The following is a 15,809-nucleotide window of genomic DNA, read 5'->3' on the forward strand; positions in this document are numbered from 1 at the left end:
AGCAGATCTTACGGTTATTACAGCTGAATTTGTTCGAGCGACGCGACCTCGAAAGCCTATTCAACCCCCCGAAAATAGAGGCTTCGCCGCAACTGGTGTTGCTTTAGAAACTATGGGACAGCAGTGAGTGGGGATGAATTCGCAAGGAGTGAGAAACACCGACACATGCACTCAAAAGTTTTTACTCTTCCACCTTCAGAATATTCCGCCAAATGCTCTTTGACAATCTATCTCAAAATCTCGAATTGAGCTTCCGGTAACGTACACCGCAGTGTTGCGGAAACCAACCAGTGCATTCAGGACACATTTAATGGACGACATTCAGACCGCTGCCTGTATTAGTGCACATACGCACCCATCGTCGTTAAACAAAAAGCCTTTAAACCTAGCCCCTCATCGCTAACGCCTAACGCTCTATATTCTCAAGATACCAGCGGTAGGTATTCTTCAGCCCGTCTTCAAGACTCACCTTATGCCGCCAGCCAAGACTGTGCATCCGGGACACATCCTGAAGCTTCCGAGGCGTGCCATCTGGCTTTGACTGATCAAAACGCAGGTTACCTGAAAACCCCACGACATTACCAACGGTTTCCGCAAGCTCCCGAATGGTAACATCCTGCCCCGTACCTAGATTCACAAAGCACGGTTTCGGATAGCTTAACAGTTCTGGTTTGATCAGGTCGTCAGGCTGCTCCATGAGAAAAAGACACCCCGCTGCCATATCATCCACATAGAGCAGTTCCCTGCGCGGTGTACCGGTGCCCCATACCACAACTTCAGCAGCATTTTGCACCTTGGCCTCATGAAAGCGACGAATCAGAGCGGGCAGAACGTGGCTATTTTCAGGATGGAAATTATCGCCAGGTCCATATAAGTTGGTCGGCATGACGGCAATGAATTTTGTACCATATTGGCGGTTGTATGATTCACACATCTTGATGCCGGCGATCTTAGCCAGTGCGTAAGGCTCGTTGGTCGGCTCCAGCAGGCCGGTTAGCAAGTGTTCTTCCTTCATGGGTTGTGGCGCAAGCTTGGGATAAATACAGGATGAACCGAGAAAGAGCAAGCGCTTGACGCCATGCAGGTATGACTGGTGAATCACATTGTTCTGGATCATCAGATTCAGATAGATGAACTCGGCCGGGTAGGTGTTGTTGGCATGTATGCCGCCCACCTTGGCTGCAGCCAGGAAAACGTAATCTGGCTTCTCTTTCTGGAAAAAATCAGACACGGCCTGTTGGTTGGTGAGATCAAGCTCCTTGATTTCGGGCAGTAGCAAATTGGCATATCCACCAGCGCGCAGCTGCCTGACCAGAGCAGAACCAACCAAGCCGTTTGAGCCGGCAACGAATATTTTCGAATTCTTGTCCATTAAAGACAAACTCCAATTGTTTATATATTTTTGCTCTTAGCTACACTGCAGCAATTAGGTTTCCAGTGAAACTGGCAGTTCATAACCATACATTTTCAGCAGTGCATGACGTTGCGCAATTTTGAGATCTTCAGCGACCATCTCGGCGCACAATTCCTGCACAGCTATTTCCGGCACCCATCCAAGCTTCTCCTTGGCCTTAGTAGGATCGCCCAAAAGTGTCTCAACCTCCGCTGGTCTGAAATAGCGAGGATCAACGCGAACAATTATATCTCCGGGCTTAAGTGCAGGAGCCTTGTCTCCTTCAACCCGTTCCACTATCCCATGTTCATCAACCCCTGCCCCTTCGAAGCGAAGGGTAATACCCAGTTCTGCCGCAGCCCAGTGAATAAATTGCCTGACACTGTACTGAACGCCAGTGGCAATAACAAAATCTTCAGGTTTTTCCTGCTGCAGCATCATCCACTGCATTCTGACATAGTCTTTGGCATGTCCCCAGTCGCGTAACGAATCCATATTCCCCATATACAGACATTCATCAAGTCCTTGGGCTATATTGGAAAGTCCACGGGTGATCTTTCGGGTAACAAATGTTTCACCCCGACGTGGCGATTCGTGATTGAAAAGAATACCGTTGCATGCATACATACCGTATGCCTCGCGGTAGTTGACCGTGATCCAGTAGGCATACAGTTTCGCTACGGCATAAGGGGACCTGGGGTAGAACGGTGTGGTCTCTTTCTGCGGGATCTCCTGTACCAGGCCATAGAGCTCAGACGTGGATGCCTGATAAAAACGGGTCTTCTTCTCCAGGCCCAGCAGTCGGATACTCTCCAGAAGCCGAAGAGTTCCTGTCCCGTCAACATCAGCAGTATACTCAGGCGATTCGAAGCTGACAGCAACATGGGATTGAGCACCCAGATTGTACACCTCATCCGGCTGAACTTCCTGCAGGATACGGGTAAGGTTGCATGAATCGGTCAGGTCGCCGTAGTGAAGCCTGAAGTGGGCATTCTGAATATGAGGGTCCTGGTAAATATGATCGACGCGCTGGGTATTGAACAACGAGGCCCGGCGCTTGATGCCATGTACTTCGTACCCTTTTTCAAGAAGAAACTCTGCAAGATAGGAACCGTCTTGACCGGTGATGCCGGTAATAAGTGCTCTTTTCATAGTTTCCCGCATTCCAATTAATTTGCATCTTCTTAAAACGCTAGTGTTGTTACCATATTACGACCTCAAAGGCAACTCAATACTGGGTTCATTGTTAATAATTAATGGCATTTGCGAATCTTCTCGATAATGTTGGTTGTGGATTTGCCATCGACAAAGGTCACCAATTCGACCCTGCCGCCATAGGATTCCACCACCTCCTTGCCTACCACCCTTTCCGGCGTGTAATCCCCACCCTTGACCAGCACCAGGGGTTGCAGGGTCTCGATGAGCCTTAAGGGCGTATCTTCACCGAAGATCACCACGTAATCGACGCAATCCAGGGCTGCCAAGATATGGGCACGCTCGTCCTGACCGATTAACGGCCTGGTCTCCCCCTTCAGTCCACGGACGGACGCATCGCTATTGAGGCCGACGATGAGCAGATCGCCGAAAGTCCGAGACTTCTGCAGATATTTCACATGCCCCACATGGAGAAGGTCGAAACAGCCGTTGGTGAAAACCACCCGCTTGCCCTTTGCCTTCTCTTCGGCAATGATCGTAGCCAGCACATCCAGGTTCTTGATCTTTGCATCACTGTCCGGATGACCATGACCGATCTCGGCAATGATCTCCGCCGGCGCAACCGTCGAGGTGCCCAGTTTGCCCACGGCAATCCCGGCAGCCACATTGGCGATCCCCGCCGCCTCGGCCATGGAAAGGCCGCAGGCAAGCCCCAGGCTCAGAACCGACAGCACCGTGTCGCCAGCACCGGTCACATCGAAAACTTCGCGAGCCACGGTGGGGATGTGGGTAGGCGCCGCATTCTGCAGAAAGAGGGACATGCCCTGTTCACTGCGGGTGATGAGCAGAGCATCCAGGTCAAGGCTGGAGAGGAGCTTGTCCCCCGCCTTGAGCAGTGTCGCTTCATCGGTGATAGCCATATGGGAAGCCGCTTCCGCCTCCTTGCGGTTGGGGGTGAGGATGGTGGCGCCGCGGTACTTGGCATAGTCGATTCCCTTCGGATCGACCACCACCGGGATGCCGAGACGCCTGCCGGCGGATGTGATCGCCGCAAGTACCTTGCCGGTCAGGACCCCCTTGAGGTAATCGGAGACGAGGATGACGTGGAAGCGGGAAGCCTCGGAGGCAATGAAAGCCAGCAACTTCTCCTCGAACTCCGGCGAGATCGCATCTTTTGATTCCCGGTCGATTCGGACGATCTGCTGATTGGCGGCGATCACCCTGGTTTTTTTGCTGGTCCTGCGCAGGGGGTCCTCGAAGACGCCGGAAATGTCCACTCCCTTGCCGGTGAACGCATGGCGTAGATGGGTGCCGTTCTCGTCACCGCCGATGACGCTGCAGACCGCGACCTGGCAGCCCAGCGCCACCAGGTTGTTGACCACGTTGCCGGCGCCACCGAGACGCAGGTCTTCCCGCGTCACATCCACCACCTGTACCGGCGCCTCGGGCGAAATCCGTTCCGCTTTCCCCCACAGGTACTCGTCCAGCATCAAATCGCCGATAACCAGGGCGTTGACCTCCCTGGCGCGGGTAAAGAGTGATTCCAGGTCTTTTCTTTCCATGTTTTTCCCTCCGGGAAAAGGTTCTATGTTCTATATTCTATGTTCTATATTCTATGTTCTATATTCTATGTTCTATGTTCTGGGTTCCAGGTAATACTTCAGCCTTTTCTGTCGGAGGTTTTCAGGAAACGGATGAATCCATTGATCAAATTAGTGATTGTGGTACATCGAAAAACTATTGCCTTGAAGGCATCCCCGTCAAAATAGCCTATATCCAAAGCTGCGTAGGCTTGGCTTTTCACCTCGGAAGCCGAGCCCCGAGCAATAACCAGAAATTGAATGAACTCTCGGTTGCTGGCCCTGTCGAATCCCTCAGCGATATTCGACATCACCGAAATTGCTGCTCGTTGCATCTGATCTTTAAAACCAAAGTCATTACAAGCAGAGAGGCAACTATATATCTCTCTCACCAGGATTCGCGCTTCCTTCCACGACTCAATATCCTCAAATCGCTCAATTTTCACCCAGCCCTCGCTTCACAACCTAGAACATAGAACCTAGAACGTAGAACCGATTCTATCGAGTATTCCCGCCGCCAGGAGCGGAATCATTATCTCGTGATGGCCGGTGATGGTGTAGCCTCGGCTTTTCCCCGAAGTAGGGCGTTTGACCACGTTCTGCAGCGGGCGGTAGTGCTGCTGCATGTCGAAATTGGCCGTGGTGAAGTGATCAACGTGGTGCCCCAGGTTCTGGGCAATGGAAAGGGCCTTGAGAAAGACCTCGGGAAGCAGGACGGCGCTTCCCACGTTGAGGTAGACCCCACCATCACCCAGCTCCGAAACCACGGAAGTGAATATCCTGAAATCGGTGTAAGAGGCCTGGCCGATAATCGCGCCATCGGCGGTGGGATGCTGGTGGATGATGTCCGTCCCCAGGGCAACGTGGACAGTTACCGGAACATCACGCTCGGCGCAAACCGCAAGCAGGCTATGTTCTCGGTAGGGATTGTTATTGCCGATGATGAAGCGGCCGACCGCCTCCCCATAGCCCAAACCTTTGGCCACTCCTTCCTTCAGTGCCCAGTTGATGTCCCGGCCGGTCTCTTCGGCCATGCCAAAGGTGCCGCAGTGGAGTACCGCCCCCACGTCCTCGCTGGTCTCGCCGATGAGGGAAATTTCATAGTCATGGATGGACCCGGCGCCGTTCAGGGCAAACGCGGTAACGACATCGGCTTCAACCAGGCTCTTCAATACCGGCTGCAGGCCGCATTTTATCACATGGGCGCCCATGGCCATGACCACAGGTTTTCCCTTGGCCCGCGCGGCGACAACGGCATCTATCACCCCCATAAGTGCCTGGGAGCCCAGCTGTGGCGGCAACGCCGCCAATAGGTCGGCAACCGACATGCCGGCAGTGATGGGGGAGGCAAAGTCGTGCCCGATGCTGACTTTGTTCTGCCGTTCAGCAATGGGATAGGTCTTGACGCCGGAAAGATCCATGGGGTTGTATTTCATGGGGTAACCTTTCTTTAAAAGCCGTAAGGCCTTTACCACGAATGACACGAATCAACACGAATGGAGAACTTTAAAATCTAACGTTTTTTGTTTTAAACCTAAGATTCAGGCCCTTTGTCTTTATTCGTGACATTCGTGCTATTCGTGGTTAAACAAAGCCTTTAAAGCTTTCAGCACTTCTATAATTCGCTCTGCTGCCAGTCCGTCGCCATAGGGGTTGTGGGCCATGCTCATGGTGCGGTAGGCAGTGGCATCATCGAGCAGCAATTGCGTCTCAGCGATGATCTTTCCCTTGTCGGTACCCACCAGTTTCACCGTCCCGGCAGTGACTGCCTCGGGACGCTCAGTGGTGTCCCGCATGACCAAAACCGGCTTACCCAGGGATGGTGCCTCCTCCTGCACCCCGCCCGAATCGGTGATTATGAGATGGGAACGATTCATGAGATAGACGAAAGGAAGGTAATCCACCGGTTGGATAAGGTGGATATTGGTGAGGCTGCTGTTGCCCAGGATGCGTTTGACCGGCTCCTGGACATTGGGATTCAGGTGAACGGGATAGAGGATCTCCACATCAGGGTTAGTCCGGGCGATTTCCGCCAGAGCCTCGCATATGTGCTCGAAGCCCTCGCCGAAGTTTTCCCGCCGGTGCCCGGTGACGAGAATGAGGCGCTTGCCGGGATCGAGGAAGGAAAATTCCCCCCTGAACCGTTCCGTCAGTGCCGGATCGCTCTCAATACGTCTCGATACGGCAAGCAGGGCATCGACCACCGTATTGCCGGTGACATGAATATCCCGGTCGGCAACCCCTTCGTTGAGCAGGTTCTGCCGGGACGCCCCGGTCGGGGCAAAGTGCAGATCGGCAACGGCACCGGCGACGCGGCGGTTGATCTCTTCTGGGAAGGGGGCGAATTTGTTGTGGGTTCTCAGCCCCGCCTCCACATGCCCCACCTTGGTCCGGCAATAGAAGGAGGCAATCGATGCTGCCATGGTCGTCGTCGTGTCCCCATGGACGAGCACAACGTCCGGGCGTTCCTGCTCCAGCACCGGCTTCAGCCCCTGCATGACATTGCAGGTAATGTCGAAGAGGTCCTGCCCCGGTTTCATGATGTTCAGGTCATGGTCCGGGCGGATGGCAAAGAGCTCCAGCACCTGATCCAGCATCTGCCGGTGCTGGGCCGTCACACAGACAACGCTTTTGAAGGATTCTGGGTGTTTCTCCAGTTCCTTGACCACCGGGGCCATCTTAATGGCCTCGGGGCGGGTACCGAATACAGTCATGACCTTCAACATGGTCACCTCGCATTTCGTCGTAATGGCTGAACAAGGATGCTGCTATTAGCTCACTTCAGGATCTTCTCTACCCCCTGGACCACCGCCTCCATCGTGATGCTCTGCCGGCATTCCCGGTCCCGATCGCATTTGGTGCGGAAACACCGGGAACATTGCATGGGCGACTGGATAATCACGTGATTGTCACCCCTCGGGCCGCTCCGTTTGCCGTCGGAGGCGCGGTAGAAGGAAACCGTCGCCGTCCCCACCGCCGCTGCCAGGTGCACCGGTCCCGTATCCCCGCCGACCACCAGATCCACCTTCTTCAACAGGGCCGTCAATCCCTTCAGGCTGTAGCGGTCCGTCACCCGCGCGCCGGTGCCGATGGCCGCGGCAATTTCCATCACCACCTGGTGTTCCTTGTCGCTACCCCATGAGAGGAGCACTGACGAGTCGGGAAAGCGGGCAATGAGCTCCCTGCCCAGGTCGATCCAGCTTTCCTCGCTCCAGAACTTAGTTTGCCAGGTGGTGCCGTAGTGGAAAAGAAAAACCAGCCCGTCCCCCAAGGTGGAAAGCAGCGCCTCGGCAGCGGCATCATCTTCGGGTGCGGTGTAAATATCGGAGACGAGCTTCATCTCCCGATAGTCGCGACCGAACGGAACGCTCACCAAGCGCAGATATTGATCGGTAATATGGGAATCGTACGAACGCAGCGGGATGCGGCGGGTGGTAAAGACCATGTTCAGCCGCTCCTGGAGAGCTTCAGCATCGAAGCCGATACGGCTTTCCACGCCGGTCAGCCAGCCATAGACGCCGCTCTTGATGTTCCCCTGGATGTCAAAAACGATCTGGTAGTCCCGCTCCTGCAGGGCGCGCTTCAGGGCACCGGCCTCGGCCAGGGTGGCGGAGGAAAAAGGACTTTTCCGCCAAGCCTTGCTGCGGGCTACCTGGACCTTTGCGATCAGCGGGTTTCCCGCCACCACATCAAGAAAGGGCTCCTCCACCAGCCAGTCGATCTCGATGCCCGGACAGACCTGGTGCAGGTAATCCAATACCGGCAGGGCATGGATGATGTCTCCCATGGCGCTCATCTTGACGATCAGGACCCGCACGGTCAGTTACCTTCCGCCAGCATGGCGGCAACCGCGTCAAAGACCTCAGCCACCGTAATCTTCTCCATGCATCGTAAAAAATCTTTGTTGGTGCAACGCCTGCTTCGACAGGGAACGCAATCGACACCGCCGGCTTGAACAACACGGTGACCAGGGCCAATCGGCCCGGTCCTGGCTGGATCGGCTGCACCGAACAGGGCAACGACCCTCGTTCCCACAGCGGTAGCCATATGCATGGGACCCGTATCGCCGCTGACGAGAATGGCACATTTCCTTAAAACTGCCCCAAGTTGCAACAGATCCGTCTGCCCAGTCAAAACGAGCGGTTTGCTCCGGCACATTCCGGCAATCTCATCCGCAAGCGGCCTGTCCTCTTTGCCACCGACAATAACTACTTTAGCAGATAGTTGCTCCGCAAGCCTGTCGGCAAGCAGAGCAAATTTTTCTACTCCCCAGCGGTTCACCGGGTGGCTGGCCCCGGGGTTGAGGGCAATGACTGTCTTGCCGGTAAAACCACTTAAGCTAAACGGCTCTTGTGCATATTTCTCGCTCTCGTCCCCGAGGAAAAGCTCCAGCCGTTGTTCCACCCCAGCAGCATCGATACCCAACGGTACCAGGGGTTCTAGATGGTTCGTGACCGCATGCACTATTCTGCCCCTAGCCTTGTTATAGACCAACACCTGGCAGGGGAAAGTCGCCGAGGCAAGAAACCATGCCTTCAGGTTGCTCCGCTGGTAATTGAGGACCATATCGTAATGGCTGCTTCGTAGACGTTGCCACAACCTGAACAGAGCAGACAGGGAACGGTGTTCTCCCCTTCTGTCAAAGACGATGGTCTCATGAATCAGTGGATTATGTCGGAACAGTTCTGTGGAAGCCCTGTTACCGACAAGCACAGAAATTAACGCTTCAGGAAAATTCATTTTTAACGCCCTGAAAACAGGGGTCATCTGCAAAAGATCACCCATTGCGCCTGGTTTTATAATGAGGATATTGATTGGCTTATGCATAAGGAATTGGCTGTTGTTCTAAAATATAATTGGCAAAGCGAATTTAAATTTTATAGCAGGTTAGTTAGCAGGCACAATGCAGAGAAGCGCCCCCTGAGATTATCGACAGTTTTTAAATTTGACATGCAGTCCTTTTACAAAAACCTTGAATATAATTCGTTGATACACTTTCAGATAAAGTGGAGAAGCAAGCAAAGCCTTCCAGGCATGTGAGAACGCACTTTTTACATCCCCTCCATCAACGAAGACCACTGCCGTTTCATATTCCAGCATTGTTATTTTTTTTCTTATTATTTTGTCAAATCTATATCCAAGATGCCGGTTTATGGTTTCTGCTGCAAATATACTTTTTTGTAAAGTATCGCGTTTTTTGCTCTGGGACCAGATACCGCCGCTGTGAACTCGATAGGATGCAAGTGATTCATCAATGTAAGCAAAATGTCCGTGCTCCGCATTCAGGACATGCAACGGCCAGTCTCCCATTGCCATATCGAAATACCATTCCGGAAATTGCTCGATCAGACCGTTTCGGCACAACGTAGAGCAGGTTGGAATGAAGAAATCGGAAACTATATCTCTCAGAGTGAAAAACGGTCTCAATCTTTTCTTATGAAACAGATGGGCTGGTTTATTGTCGTGCTCATAAATGACTGTGACATTATGGAAGGAAGCAGCACAGTCGGGATGAGCGTCCAGGAAATCTACCTGCTTTTGCAGTTTTAACGGCGAAGTCCAAAGGTCGTCTCCTTCGAGTATGGCAATGTATTCACCACGGCAGTCTCTATATGTGCCGACGAAATTCCTTATCATTCCATGGTTTTTTTCCGGCAGCAGTAGGCGAATTTTATCAGGAAAGTTTTGTTGGTATTCAATGAGGATTTTTCGAGTGTCATCAGTTGAGCAGTCCTCACCAATGACAATTTCATAGTCAAAATCCACCTGCTGCATTAAGACGCTATCCAACGCCTGAGCGATGAACTGCTCGTGATTATAGGTAATCATCAAAACACTTACTTTCATCGCCTATCCCTGCAAATTCAGCTTGTTTCTAATCCCTGCTCCATGGTTGACCGCAATCCGAATAATCCCGCAGATGTTGCCGACATCATTAAGACTCACGGCTGTTCCTGTTGGTAAAGACATGACACGACTCGCTAATTGCTCAGTATTGGCAAGCAACAGTCTGGCATGAGGAAAATGCGAACGGTATGGTTCCATTTGGTGACAACCGGGATAGAAATAACGACGGGCCAAGACATTCTCCGCATGCAAAATGCTGACTAGCTGGTCACGATTAATCTTGGTGACAGTCTCATCAATCTCAAGAATAATGTATTGATAGTTGCATTTTTCTGTTTCGCTATAGTGCATTAGTTTAATACCTGGAATGTCAGCCAACTCCTGCCGATAATGCTGATAATTCCGTCGATTTACATCAATAAAGCCATCCAACCCCTCTAAAGAAGAAAGTCCCATTGCCGCAGAAACCTCAGTCATCTTGCCGTTTGTCCCTATGTAATCAACATTATCATAGCCGGCAAACCCGAAGTTCTTCATCAACCGAATCTTTGCAGCCAATTCATCATTGTCAGTAGTAACAGCCCCACCCTCAAACGTATTAAAGAACTTCGTTGCGTGGAAGCTGAAAACCTCGGCATCCCCGAAACTGCCAATCATCCGTCCTTGGTGCGAGCAGGAGAAAGCGTGGGCCGCATCGAACAGGAGCTTCAGCCGCCTCCGCTTTGCAATCTCCGCTAGGGCTTCAATGGAGCAGGGCCTTCCCCAGACGTGTACCCCGATGATGCCAGTGGTGCGGGGAGTGATAAGCTCTTCGACCCGTCGAGGGTCGAGGTTATGAGTTTCCGGGTCAATATCGCAGAAAACCGGTGTTATCTGCTGCCACTGGAGCGAATGGGGTGTGGCGACAAAGGTAAACGAAGGCACGATAACCTCCCCTGTCAACCCGAGTCCCCGGATGACTATTTCCAGAGCTACGGTGGCATTGCACATGGCTATGCAGTGCTTTACACCGATAAAATCTGCAAGCTTGCGCTCGAACTCCTGCACATATTGACCGTTATTGGTAAACCAGCGCCGGTCAAATATGTCGTTCATCCGCTCCATGAAGCTGGCACGGTTTCCTATGTTCGGGCGGCCAACAAAGAGTTTCTCGTCGAAAAGGGGATTGCCTGTGAAAATCGCCAAGTCGCTGATACAGTTTTTGTTATCCATTTGTTCATAACCTCTTAATCACTTTTGCGGGCACGCCATAAGCAAGCATACCATCGGGAATATCAGTCACAACGACCGCCCCGGCACCAATCATAACACCCGCTCCGATCCGAACCCCATCAACTACGGTAGCCCCTATGCCAACCCAAGTCGCCTTCCCGACAGAGACCCTACCAGCCAGGTGAACACCTGGACAAATGTGAACTCCCTCTCCAATGATACATTCGTGGTCCACACTGGCACACGTGTTAACAATTACATTATCTCCAATCACTGCCCTTGGGTTCACTACCGCACCGGCGGCAATTACAGTCCCCGGTCCGACTGTAACGCCTTCAGCCACTGTAGCTCTTGGATGGATTGCAGTAGCGAGGGAGAATCCCTGCTCGAGAGACCACTTTGCTAGCTTGAGCCGGGCTTCGCAATTGCCAAATCCCAAAATGATATGATCGATGCCTCTGCGCCTAAGGTCTTCCAGACAATTTCGTCCCTCAAAGACAGGAAGACCGCTCATACGATTATTAATCGGGTTGGGATTGATATCATCAAGAAAACCGATTAATTCGTAATCGCCACTCTGTTTAATGATATCAGCAACCACCATCGCATGGCCGGAAGCCCCCCAAACAATCAGTTTTGGCTTCATACCAGCTCCCCTTGTTGTTAGAGTTTTAGGTGCAATTTTTTCAAACACACCGTTTTTAAAATCTTCCAAATCGGACTTAGTATTTTGTACACTGGTACCAACGCCAGAAATTTCCAGGGAGGGCAGTGATGCGAAATTTTCGCCAGCGCCGTCCCCCTGCTTATCATTTTGTTTTTGTAAGCTTTCCATATCCTGTATTGCTGATTGTAGAGTAGAAATTTCCTCGGCATACGCCCCAGCGTCACATATGGCTTGGCCCCGTATTCATCCAACAGATCAAGCATTTCATCAACATGGACCAGATTCCGCACATTTTCCTTTGTCTGCTGGTCCGCGTGGACCCTGAATGAGGCGAGAGGGTCCCCGATAAATGAAAATTCACCCTGCTCAAGCAGATGAAACCACATCTCCAGATCAACAAGTTGACTATACCTGGCGTCAAAAAATCTAAAGGCATCCTTCTTTCTGAACATTACGACTGAAGGTTCGCCAATCAGGTTTTTCTGAGTAAGGAGACAGTTGTAGATTATTTCGGTACCTTTTTTAATCACGCCGTCCGGGAATGAAGAAGCTACCTTGATGATATTGGAATCAACATCAATAATGTTCCTTGCACATGCCACAAGAGAGGCTGATCTCTCCGAATCCAAAATTGCCACCATTCGGCTCAATGCTTCTTTGGAAGCCAGAATATCGTCACCGAACAGGAACTTGACGTATTCTCCTCTCGCTTTTTCCAGACAAGCATTCCAGTTGGTAACCATTCCCTTGTTAGTATTGTTAAAACAAGCGACAATCCTGTCATCAAGGCTTGCATAATGACTTATGACTTCTTGGCTTGCGTCGGTTGAGCAGTCATCATCTATCAGCAACTCGAAGTCTGTAAAGGTTTGCTGCAAAATAGATTCAATAGCTTCCGGTAAAAATTTAGCATTTTGATATACCGGCATGCAGACGGTGACCCGCGGGCTGGTCATGAAGGATGCCTTTCAGTCCGATGCAGTATTTCCCCATCACTCATACTCAGGTTATCGATCACGCTTTTGCGATATGACTTGGCCAGCTTTATCTGGCGTAAAGCCCCAAAGAAAGCCGCATAGTAAGGAATGTCAAACCAGAGGAAACTTATCGCCAAGCGCAATAAAGTGTGCATTGCATTCTGGGCTATAAAACGTGGGTCTGTCAAATTGATCCAGTGAAACAGAAAGCGGTTGCGGAAGTAGATAGTGCGTTTAAGCCTTTTCTTTACTTTGCCAATAGTGGCGCTTGAGTAATGATAAGCCGTAGTTTTCGGTTCATATATGCTTTTCCAGCCCCGCTTCCATGCACGATAGGAGATGTCCACATCTTCGAACAGGTAGGGTGTAAATATATGCGAGAATCCGCCTAAAGCGCTGAATTTTGCAAGATCATAGACGACGCATGCGCCAACGGCGTAAAGGTTCTCCCTTGCCCCTGAATTTTCTTTTATATTGGCAAATCCCCCCTTCAGGAAACCTTTGCCATACATGCCGAAAACTATGCCCTGGTTCCTCCCCTCACGTTCTGCTAAAATATTCGGTGTGACCGCAAATGTGTCAGGGTCTTCAAAATGACAGAAAAGGGGTTCAATCAAACCAGCCTCAACCTTGACATCATTATTCAGACACAACGCAAGTGAATACTTTGCTGCAGCCATGCCAGCATTGCAGGTACCAGCGAAACCCATATTTTGGGCATTGATGATAAGTCTGATCTGAGGATAATTCTTATTCAAAAATTGAACGCTTTTATCCGAACTGCAATCATCAACAACGATAATCTCGGAGTCCCCCCCCCAAAGTCCCAATGCCTCGACAATGGATGGCAGGTTCTGGCGCAACAAGTCCTCACCGTTGTATGTGGGAATTACGACACTTAACCCCACGCTTAAACCTGATAACTCTTCTTCACCAGCAAGATTTTGGTCATACGCCATTCTTAGCTCCAGTTGTACATTGTTGCTTCATAATCCCTTCCTCTTGGGGCTGAAGTTGCCCAAGGAGCGACTTCAAAGGGCAAAACCGTCAGAGCGAATTCACCGGTCATGATTTTCTGGGACAAGGCAACGTTGTCCGTTTTCAAGCTCGTACAGCCGAAAATATTTGTAAAATGTGCCGAATCCCCCCATGGCGGCAATAGCTGCGCCATGGACCCCATCCAAGAACCCGAGACGGATGACATAGCGCAAAAATAGCATATGGATAGGGCGCAAAAAATCAAACCAGAGGGGGCGGCGACCGCGATCATGCATATCTACAGCCGAAAGTTCTGCATAACGCATAGTACGCTGGGCATATGTCTTCAAATCTAAATCCTGGCAATGCAGGATGTCCTGGGAGATGCGGCGCACCGCTCCGCGGGGCTGGAAATGTTCGTGAACTCTGGATGTGGTCCACGAACCTCGCCCCTTATGGTAGAGACGCACCTTGTAATCGGGATATAATGACGAATGACGGATCCATTTTCCCCAAAAGCGGGTAAGCCGTCGGAACGCAAAGGCGTCGTAGCAGGTAAAGTCTTTAGAATTTAACGCAAGGATAGCCTGCTGCAATGCCGGCGAAATACGCTCATCGGCATCAAGTTCCAGCACCCACTCGTTGCGGGTCGCCTCCATGGCAAACCGCTTTTGGGCACTGAAGCTGGCAAATGAATTACTGATCACCCGGCACCCCAAGTCGGCGCATCGTTCTGGAGTACCGTCGTCACTGAAATCATCTACCACCACAACTTCATCTACAAAACTGAGCGAAGCAATACAGTCGTCAATGGAGTGGCGTTCGTTTTTGGTGATAACAAATGCCGAAATGGGCAATTTCTGAACAGGAGCATTCACTGGCGACCACCTTTTTCTACTAGAATCTGCTGGCAGGTCGATTCGACTTCGTCCACCGTGATAGCCTCGATGCAAACAGGCTTCCCATGCACAGATGGGCTACACTCGGTGAAAAATTTTTGTTTGCAGGGGCTGCAGGGCAACCGATGGTGCAGAATCCGACAGTCTTGTCCACATGGACCGAATTTAACCGGCGATTGCGGGCCGAAAACAGCCACCAGAGGGACCCCAAGGGCCGCCCCCAGGTGCATGATGCCACTGTCGTTGCAGACCAGAAGGCAGCACCGGACAAGGATCGCCATGGTCTGGCGGAGGGTAGTGCTGCCGACCACCATCACAGGCTCGGGAGAGATGCTTTCCTTGAGGACTTGTGCCTGCTCCACATCCCGGCCGCCGCCGAAGAGGACGATTCGTGCATGGGATAACTGCTGCAGCCGGTTGGCCGTCTCGATGAAGTTATCCTGATGCCACCCCCGGACCGGGTTGGCGGCAAAGGGATGGATCGCAATAAGCAAGTCTCCGGCACCAATGCCATGCTCTGCCAAGTAGCGGTCGGCGAAATCCTGCTCCTCTGGCGAAATCCACGCCTCCAGATGATCGTCGCTGACCTTCACCCCATCAGCCCGCAATACATCAAGGAAGTTCTGCACCTCGTGGCGGTCATGCCGGTACGGTACCGGTTTCGTGAGCAAAAAGCTTCGGCCTTCAGTGCTGAAACCGATCCGTTCCCTGGCGCCGCTCAGAAGCGCCATGACGGCACTGGTGAAGGATCGCTTCAACACATAAACCTTGTCGAAGCGCTTTGCCCGCAGGTCCCGCATAAATCGCCATTTGGCCGCCAGACTGCGGTGAGTCCCGCTGCTGTCAGCATGGATCGTCACCGGGTCCCAATAAATCAGTTCATCCACATAGGGTATGCCTTTCACCACTTCCGATGAGCCGGGCGCCACCATCCAGGCAATATAAGCTTCGGGCTCGGCACGGCGCAGGTTGCGCAGAAAGGGGACCGTAAGAATGGTGTCACCGATGAAGCGGTAGCGCATCACCAGTATATTTTTTCGCTGTTTGCTGGTTATTGTCATCTCCACCACCGCCGCCAACTGACGACGAAAAGGTGCATTT

15 protein-coding genes are annotated in these 15,809 nt (G+C 51.8%); all 15 read right to left on the reverse strand.

Features of this window, described 5'->3' with window-relative positions; all coding sequences use genetic code 11:
- Positions 1–406: 406 nt before the first annotated feature.
- The 15 genes from ML541_RS14765 to waaF all read right to left on the reverse strand — a co-directional run bounded on the left by ML541_RS14765 (position 407) and on the right by waaF (position 15,769).
- A complete protein-coding gene (locus ML541_RS14765; RefSeq protein ID WP_243374007.1) occupies positions 407–1,372 on the reverse strand; it encodes a GDP-L-fucose synthase in 966 nt (321 codons plus the stop codon).
- A gap of 54 nt (positions 1,373–1,426) precedes the next feature.
- A complete protein-coding gene (gmd, locus tag ML541_RS14770; RefSeq protein WP_243374008.1) occupies positions 1,427–2,545 on the reverse strand; it encodes a GDP-mannose 4,6-dehydratase in 1,119 nt (372 codons plus the stop codon).
- A 101-nt stretch (positions 2,546–2,646) separates the two neighbouring features.
- Complete coding sequence (gene rfaE1, locus ML541_RS14775; protein WP_243374009.1) at positions 2,647–4,110, reverse strand: D-glycero-beta-D-manno-heptose-7-phosphate kinase; 1,464 nt, start codon at positions 4,108–4,110, stop codon at positions 2,647–2,649.
- A gap of 98 nt (positions 4,111–4,208) precedes the next feature.
- Positions 4,209–4,574 carry a four helix bundle protein gene (locus ML541_RS14780; RefSeq protein ID WP_243374010.1) on the reverse strand — a complete coding sequence of 122 codons (366 nt, stop codon included), beginning with the start codon at positions 4,572–4,574 and terminating at the stop codon, positions 4,209–4,211.
- Between the two features lie 33 nt (positions 4,575–4,607).
- Positions 4,608–5,564 (reverse strand): hypothetical protein, encoded by a 957-nt coding sequence (locus tag ML541_RS14785; protein WP_243374011.1) that lies wholly within the window; start codon positions 5,562–5,564, stop codon positions 4,608–4,610.
- A 138-nt stretch (positions 5,565–5,702) separates the two neighbouring features.
- On the reverse strand, positions 5,703–6,854 hold the full coding sequence (gene wecB, locus ML541_RS14790; protein WP_243374012.1) for a UDP-N-acetylglucosamine 2-epimerase (non-hydrolyzing): 1,152 nt from the start codon (positions 6,852–6,854) through the stop codon (positions 5,703–5,705).
- A gap of 50 nt (positions 6,855–6,904) precedes the next feature.
- Positions 6,905–7,945, reverse strand: coding sequence for a lipopolysaccharide heptosyltransferase I (gene waaC, locus ML541_RS14795; protein WP_243374013.1), 1,041 nt, complete (start codon positions 7,943–7,945; stop codon positions 6,905–6,907).
- 2 nt (positions 7,946–7,947) lie between these two features.
- The gene (locus ML541_RS14800; RefSeq protein WP_243374014.1) at positions 7,948–8,868 is read right to left on the reverse strand and encodes a glycosyltransferase family 9 protein; all 921 of its coding nucleotides are present in this window, start codon (positions 8,866–8,868) and stop codon (positions 7,948–7,950) included.
- 186 nt (positions 8,869–9,054) lie between these two features.
- Entirely contained in the window at positions 9,055–9,975 is a 921-nt protein-coding gene (locus ML541_RS14805; protein ID WP_243374015.1) for a glycosyltransferase, read from the reverse strand.
- A 3-nt stretch (positions 9,976–9,978) separates the two neighbouring features.
- The gene (locus ML541_RS14810; protein WP_243374017.1) at positions 9,979–11,187 is read right to left on the reverse strand and encodes an aminotransferase class I/II-fold pyridoxal phosphate-dependent enzyme; all 1,209 of its coding nucleotides are present in this window, start codon (positions 11,185–11,187) and stop codon (positions 9,979–9,981) included.
- A gap of 4 nt (positions 11,188–11,191) precedes the next feature.
- A complete protein-coding gene (locus ML541_RS14815; RefSeq protein WP_243374019.1) occupies positions 11,192–11,902 on the reverse strand; it encodes an acetyltransferase in 711 nt (236 codons plus the stop codon).
- Entirely contained in the window at positions 11,851–12,810 is a 960-nt protein-coding gene (locus ML541_RS14820; RefSeq protein ID WP_243374021.1) for a glycosyltransferase, read from the reverse strand. Before ML541_RS14820 ends, ML541_RS14815 begins: the two co-directional genes overlap by 52 nt.
- Positions 12,807–13,790, reverse strand: coding sequence for a glycosyltransferase family 2 protein (locus ML541_RS14825; protein WP_243374024.1), 984 nt, complete (start codon positions 13,788–13,790; stop codon positions 12,807–12,809). The genes ML541_RS14820 and ML541_RS14825 overlap by 4 nt, the downstream gene beginning before the upstream one ends.
- A gap of 99 nt (positions 13,791–13,889) precedes the next feature.
- Positions 13,890–14,687: a glycosyltransferase family 2 protein gene (locus ML541_RS14830; protein ID WP_243374025.1), complete on the reverse strand. Its 798-nt coding sequence runs from the start codon at positions 14,685–14,687 to the stop codon at positions 13,890–13,892.
- Positions 14,684–15,769, reverse strand: coding sequence for a lipopolysaccharide heptosyltransferase II (waaF, locus tag ML541_RS14835; protein ID WP_243374026.1), 1,086 nt, complete (start codon positions 15,767–15,769; stop codon positions 14,684–14,686). The genes ML541_RS14830 and waaF overlap by 4 nt, the downstream gene beginning before the upstream one ends.
- Between the last annotated feature and the right edge of the window lie 40 nt (positions 15,770–15,809).

This window comes from Geotalea sp. SG265 (assembly GCF_022808985.1).
GTDB lineage: Bacteria > Desulfobacterota > Desulfuromonadia > Geobacterales > Geobacteraceae > Geotalea.

What these genes read in the sequence shown, in the direction of transcription:
- ML541_RS14765 (WP_243374007.1), bottom strand. Translation starts at nt 1,372, where the DNA reads ATGGACAAGAATTCGAAAATATTCGTTGCCGGCTCAAACGGCTTGGTT.
- gmd (WP_243374008.1), bottom strand. Translation starts at nt 2,545, where the DNA reads ATGAAAAGAGCACTTATTACCGGCATCACCGGTCAAGACGGTTCCTAT.
- rfaE1 (WP_243374009.1), bottom strand. Translation starts at nt 4,110, where the DNA reads ATGGAAAGAAAAGACCTGGAATCACTCTTTACCCGCGCCAGGGAGGTC.
- ML541_RS14785 (WP_243374011.1), bottom strand. Translation starts at nt 5,564, where the DNA reads ATGAAATACAACCCCATGGATCTTTCCGGCGTCAAGACCTATCCCATT.
- wecB (WP_243374012.1), bottom strand. Translation starts at nt 6,854, where the DNA reads ATGTTGAAGGTCATGACTGTATTCGGTACCCGCCCCGAGGCCATTAAG.
- ML541_RS14800 (WP_243374014.1), bottom strand. Translation starts at nt 8,868, where the DNA reads ATGAATTTTCCTGAAGCGTTAATTTCTGTGCTTGTCGGTAACAGGGCT.
- ML541_RS14805 (WP_243374015.1), bottom strand. Translation starts at nt 9,975, where the DNA reads ATGAAAGTAAGTGTTTTGATGATTACCTATAATCACGAGCAGTTCATC.
- ML541_RS14810 (WP_243374017.1), bottom strand. Translation starts at nt 11,187, where the DNA reads ATGGATAACAAAAACTGTATCAGCGACTTGGCGATTTTCACAGGCAAT.
- ML541_RS14820 (WP_243374021.1), bottom strand. Translation starts at nt 12,810, where the DNA reads ATGACCAGCCCGCGGGTCACCGTCTGCATGCCGGTATATCAAAATGCT.
- ML541_RS14825 (WP_243374024.1), bottom strand. Translation starts at nt 13,790, where the DNA reads ATGGCGTATGACCAAAATCTTGCTGGTGAAGAAGAGTTATCAGGTTTA.
- waaF (WP_243374026.1), bottom strand. Translation starts at nt 15,769, where the DNA reads ATGACAATAACCAGCAAACAGCGAAAAAATATACTGGTGATGCGCTAC.